4 protein-coding genes are annotated in these 5,508 nt (G+C 67.1%); all 4 read right to left on the bottom strand.

Annotated elements, in window-relative coordinates:
- Nucleotides 1–57: 57 nt before the first annotated feature.
- Nucleotides 58–1,575: an O-antigen ligase family protein gene (locus V7116_RS25285; protein WP_324394781.1), complete on the bottom strand. Its 1,518-nt coding sequence runs from the start codon at nt 1,573–1,575 to the stop codon at nt 58–60.
- A gap of 414 nt (nt 1,576–1,989) precedes the next feature.
- On the bottom strand, nt 1,990–4,008 hold the full coding sequence (locus V7116_RS25280) for a xanthine dehydrogenase family protein molybdopterin-binding subunit (RefSeq protein ID WP_324394780.1): 2,019 nt from the start codon (nt 4,006–4,008) through the stop codon (nt 1,990–1,992).
- Complete coding sequence (locus V7116_RS25275) at nt 4,005–4,469, bottom strand: (2Fe-2S)-binding protein (RefSeq protein WP_324394779.1); 465 nt, start codon at nt 4,467–4,469, stop codon at nt 4,005–4,007. The genes V7116_RS25280 and V7116_RS25275 overlap by 4 nt, the downstream gene beginning before the upstream one ends.
- A gap of 72 nt (nt 4,470–4,541) precedes the next feature.
- A partial coding sequence (locus tag V7116_RS25270) for a YfhO family protein (RefSeq protein WP_324394778.1) occupies nt 4,542–5,508 on the bottom strand: 967 nt, incomplete at its 5' end.

Raw genomic sequence — 5,508 nt, 5'->3', positions numbered from 1 at the left:
CGCTCCAGTTCGCTGACCTTCTGTCCGATTAAACTTGTACATCGGGTCAGCTAACGGCTAATCGCTAACCGCTGCTTCCGCCGCGCCAGCGGACGTCTCGTCCTGCGCCAGTCGCGTGGCAGCCAACATCAGCCCCATCACGATCCACACGAACGTCATTGTCGCCTGGAACGAGTCGATTTTGAAGTAAAAATGGTCGAACACGCCGCCGACCAGCACGCCGATCAGCGCCGCCGCCAGCCCCAGCCACACGTCTCGCAGGGCGTTGTTCGCCACGATCTGCGTATAGTGCGCCAGCCCATACCCGAACGCGCTGGCGAACAGCAGCAGGTACGCCGCCAGCCCGACCAGTCCCGCGTTCGACGCCACAGTTAGATACGTGTTCGCCACGCCCAGGTACAGGTCGATCTCCGGCGTGCCGGAGAAGCCCACGCCGATCACCGGGTGGCGTTCGATCAGCGTCAGCGCGTCCCGGTATTCCCCGAAGCGCATCTGCGTCTCGACGTCTTCGCCGCGAATGCCCGCCTCGAACTTTTCGATGTAGCGCTGCGTGAACGGCAAAAACAGCGCGACGACCCCCGCCACCGCCATGATCAGCAGCAGCTTGCGGTAGCGCATCGCCGCGATGAACGCGAACGCCGCGCCGAGTGAGAGCATCGCCCCGCGCGAGTCGGTCAGGAAGATCGAGATCCCGATCAGCCCCAGGATGCCCGTCACGAGGCGGCGATCCAGCACCGGTTCCCGCGCGAACACCTGTGGAGCTGTCACCGCGCCCACCATCAGCAGAAAGCCGCCGTACGCGTTCGGATCGACCCACGTGCCGATCGCGCGCTCGTTGAGGATCGCGCCGTACGTTTCGCGGTAGCGGATCACCCCGCCGACCGGGTAGCCGAGCCGCCCCAGGCGGTTGAGCATCGCCTCAGCGGTGGCGTCCGGCAGCAGCCACAGCACGATCCCGACGAACGCCGCCGCGCCGCCGCACAGGATCAGCACGGCGATCACCCGCCGCAGCGTGCGCGGGTCGCGCATGACGTCTACCAGCACCGGGATCATCACCAGTGCCAGCATCATCTCAGCCACGTTGCGCAGCACGCGCGACGTCATTGGCGCGTGGCGCAGGCCCATGAAGAACGCGAACAGCATGATCATCGTGAAGCCCAGCGCGACCGCCGTGACCGGCGTGGATCGGAACAACCGCCGCTGCCCGGTCATCCACTGCATCGCGTAGACCAGCAAAAAGCCGCCCAGCGCCGCGTCGAGCAGAGTGGGCGTCACGGCGATGTTGACCGGCAGGTTGCCGAACGGCAGCAGCGCGATCACGCCCAGCGTGGCGTACAGCGCGCCCTGCAAATCGGTCAGCACGTACAGTCCCACGCCCAGGCCCAGCACCGCGCCGAACGCCATCACCGGCCCGGCCAGCACCGTCAGCAGCGCGAGCGCGCCGCCCAGCAGCCCAATCGCCGCGCCGACGACGATCGCCGTGGGGCGGGGGGCGTGCAGCATCCGTTCCAGCGATCCGCTTTGCAGACCGCGCAAGACGTACCGTCGTTTAAACGTAGAAGGTGTCGTTTCCATAACTGGTCGTTTGCATGCGGCAGGGGGATGCCGGTGCGGTTTGGCGACTTCATCCGGTTTTCGTAGGGGCGGAGCTTGCTCCGCCCGGTTTCGCTCCCGCTGGCGGCGCGCCTGTAGGGGCGGGTTTCAAACCCGCCCGGTAGGGGCAGTTCACGAACTGCCCCTTAAAACTTGCTCACCAGCGGTATCCCATGAGAGGGAAGGGCGATCAACGGATCGCTGGCACCCTGTCTGTATCCCCTCTCCAATCAAGTTGGAGAGGGGCCGGGGGCGAGGTCGCGTTTGCTTTTCCCTGATCCCCAATCCCTGCGTTTCCGGGGCCGGGGGTGAGGTCTCTACGAGGACCGGATTCAGTTGTTAAACTGCGCCGAACTGCCCCTGCGGATAGGCACAACCCGCCGAGTATACCCCGAATCAGCTTGCGCGCAGGTCTTCCGCGCGGATCGGAATGCGGCGGATGCGCTTGCCCGTCAGGTTATAGATCGCGTTCAGCAGCGCGGGCATGGTCGTCGGCACGCCCATTTCGCCCACGCCCTGCGGCGGTTCCTCGCTTTCCACGAACGTGATCTCGATCGGCGGTATCTCATCGAAGCGCAGGATCGAATAGTCGTGGAAGTTGCTCTGCACGGCACGCCCGTTTTCGATCGTGATCTCGCTGCCCAGCGCCGCCGAGAGCGCGAACACGATCCCGCCCTCGATCTGCGCCTCGGCCATGTCGGGATTGACCACGCGCCCGCAGTCCACCACGCACACGATGCGGTGAATGGTCAGCGTGCCGTCGTCCGCCACGGAGATCTCGTGCACCTGCGCGACGTGCGTCACGCCGAACGTGCTGTGCACCGCGATGCCGCGCGCGTGGCCGTCCGGCAGCGGATCGTTCCACCCGCTGAGTTCGACCGCCCGTTCCATGACCGCCCCGCGCGGCGAATCGCCGTAGCTCCAGCGGCGGCTTTCGATCAGATCGTAGCCCGCCGCGTGGGCGACTTCGTCCACGAAGCACTCGTTGACCAGCGCCTCGGGCACGTTATCGACCGATCGCCACGGCCCGGTCGGGATGTTATCGACGCGCTGGCGGCTGTCGAGCGAGCTGCTTTCCGGGTCGAGCTTCTTGTACTTCAACTGGTACGTCAGCGGGTGATAGTAGTCGTGCTGGATGTCGTCCTCGCGTGACCAGAACAGCTTGATCGGCGCATTGGCGGCCATCGATACCAGCACCGCGTCGATGGCGAAGTCCGATTCCAGGCGGCGACCAAACGCCCCGCCCAGCAGCGGCACGTGCACCGTGATGCGCTCGTGCCCCAGGCCGCTCGTTTCGGCGGCGCGGCCCAGCACGTCCTGCCGGTGCTGCGTCGGAGCCCAGATCTCGAGCGTTTCGCCCGTGTAGTGCGCGACGCAGCACATCGGCTCCATCGGCGCGTGCGCGAGGTAGGGGATCTGGTAGCCCGCATCGAGGATGATGTTGGCGTCTGCGCCGTCATCCATCGCCATGATTTCGTCGTGCGCGCGCTGGGCCAGTTCCTCGAAGACGTCTTCGCTGTTGAACGTCGCGTTGTCGCCTTCGTTCCAGGTGACGTCCAGCGCCGCGCGGCCCTGGATCGCGGCCCAGGTGCTCTCCGCGACGACCGCCACGCCGTAGTTGCCCACCTGCTGCACCTGCCGCACGCCCTCGACTGCCAGCGCGGCGCTGTCGTCGTAGCTGGCGACTGTGCCGCCGAAGACCGGGCACCGCGCGATCGTGGCATACAGCATCCCGTCCAGCCGGATGTCGCTGCAAAACTGGGCCGCGCCCGTCACGAAGTCGGGATTATCGAGCTGGCCCATGGGCTGTCCGATGAACTTGAAATCTGCCGGATCCTTGAGCGTCACTTCGTCCATGCCGGGCACGGGCAGCGCGGCGGCGGCGTCGGCCAGTTCGCCGTAGCCCAGCGACTGCCCCGATCCGTCGTGCACCACGCTGTGATTTTCGGCGCGGCACTCCGCCGCATCGACGCCCCACTGCTGCGCGGCGGCCTCGACCAGCATCGTACGCGCGGCGGCGCTGACGGCCCGCAGCACGTCCCACGACAGCGAGATGCTGCGGCTGTCGGCGGTCACTTGGTTGCCGTACACCGACGCGGGCCGCGCCTGAACTGGGACCATCATGTCCCAGTTGGCCTCAAGCTCGTCCGCGACGATCATCAGGAACGCCGTCTCGACGCCTTGCCCCATTTCGCTGCGGAAGATCTGCACGGTGACCGTGCCGTCCGGCGCGATCTCCAGATATGCGTTCGGCTCGTAGGTCGGCGTGCCGTCCTGCGCGGGATAGCCCGGCGCGGGCGGCGGCACGGATCCGGCCCTGGCGCGCTGTTTCGCGGGCAGCTCGAAGCCGAGCACCAGCCCGGTCCCCGCGCCCCCGGCGACCTTCAAAAACGTACGGCGTGAAACCGGGGTCATGATCCACCGCCTTCCGCCGCGCGGTGCACGGCCCGCCGGATGCGGCTGTACGTCCCGCAGCGGCACAAATTGCCGGACATCGCCGCGTCGATCTCCTCGTCGGTCGGATCCGGATTTTCGGCCAGCAGCGCGGCGGCCTGCATGATCTGTCCCGGCTGGCAGTAGCCGCACTGCGCGACGCTTTCCTCGATCCAGGCGGCCTGAACCGGGTGCGATCCGTCGGGCGAGATGCCCTCGATGGTGGTGATCGCGCTGTCACCCACGTTGTCGGCGGTGAGCATACACGAGCGGACGGCCTCGCCGTCGCGGTGCACAGTGCAGGTCCCACACAGACCGCGCCCGCACCCGTACTTGGTGCCGGTCAGTCCGAGGGTATCTCGCAGGATCCAGAGCAGAGGGGTGTCAGGGGAGACTGTGACCGTCACGGATTCGCCGTTGATGGTCAGCGTATAGTCGGCCATGGCATCTCCTTGGGGCCAAACTTGAATACAGAATTGTAAGGGCGGAAATTAGAGAAGCTGAAAGTTATTGTATCATACTTCGCGCGAGGTTTCCCGCCGCCCGGCCCACGCTCGCGCGATGGACCACGCCGCGACCGCTGCCGCGCCCAGCCACGCCGCGATGCTGAGGATCGCGCCGATGCGGAAGCTCCACGGGCGGTAAGCCAGCTCGATCGTATGCGCGCCTGCATCCGGCAGGGCCACCGCGCTCAGCCCGCCGTACGCGCGCAGGATCTCCGCGTCTGCGCCGTCCACGGTCGCCTCCCAGCCGGGGTAGTCGGGCAGGGCCAGCGTCAGCACGGCAGGGGCCGGATTCTCAGCGCTGATCGTGATCCGCTCCGGCGCGAAGGCCATCACCGCCGCGCTGCCGGGATCGTCGGGGAAGTTTTCGGGGAACTCGACGCCCGGATTCCGGTCGAGGATCGCGTACCGGTGCGTGTCGTACGCCGGTTCGCGCAGCAGCCCGTACGCGTCCGCATCCGACCCGACGACCGTCGCGCCGTACGTCAGGTGCGCGAAGCCGCGCGGCGCGTCGAGTTCGTGCACGTTGTACGCGCCGTACGGATCGGCATCCGTGGCGGCGATCGTGCTGGGAGCCATCAGCTCGTTCCAGTCCGTGAGCACGTAGCGTACCGCCAGCAGATCCCAGGCGCGGTCGTCCGGCAGGCTCAAAATGCGATCGATCGCGTCCAGGCGCAGCGGGCTGATGCCGCGAATGTCCGGCACGTCGTACAGTGTTCCGAAGTTGTCACGCAGCCCGCGCCGCGCGTCGATACGCTCGCCCGGCGGCAGATGATCGTCCAGCCACGCGACGATCTCCGGCTGCGGCAGGCGATCCGAGGCGGGCATGGACTCGAAGTTGCGCCCCATCGTCACGCTGAACAGGTCGAACACCACCAGCGCCACCAGCGCCGCCGCCCGGCCTCCGCTTGCGGGACCCCGCAGCAGCCACGGCAGCACCGCCAGCAGTACGGCGGCGACGCGACGTGGGCGCATCGGC

This window comes from Aggregatilinea sp., from assembly GCF_036822615.1.
GTDB lineage: Bacteria > Chloroflexota > Anaerolineae > Aggregatilineales > Aggregatilineaceae > Aggregatilinea.
This window is presented reverse-complemented; position numbering and strand designations above follow the sequence as displayed.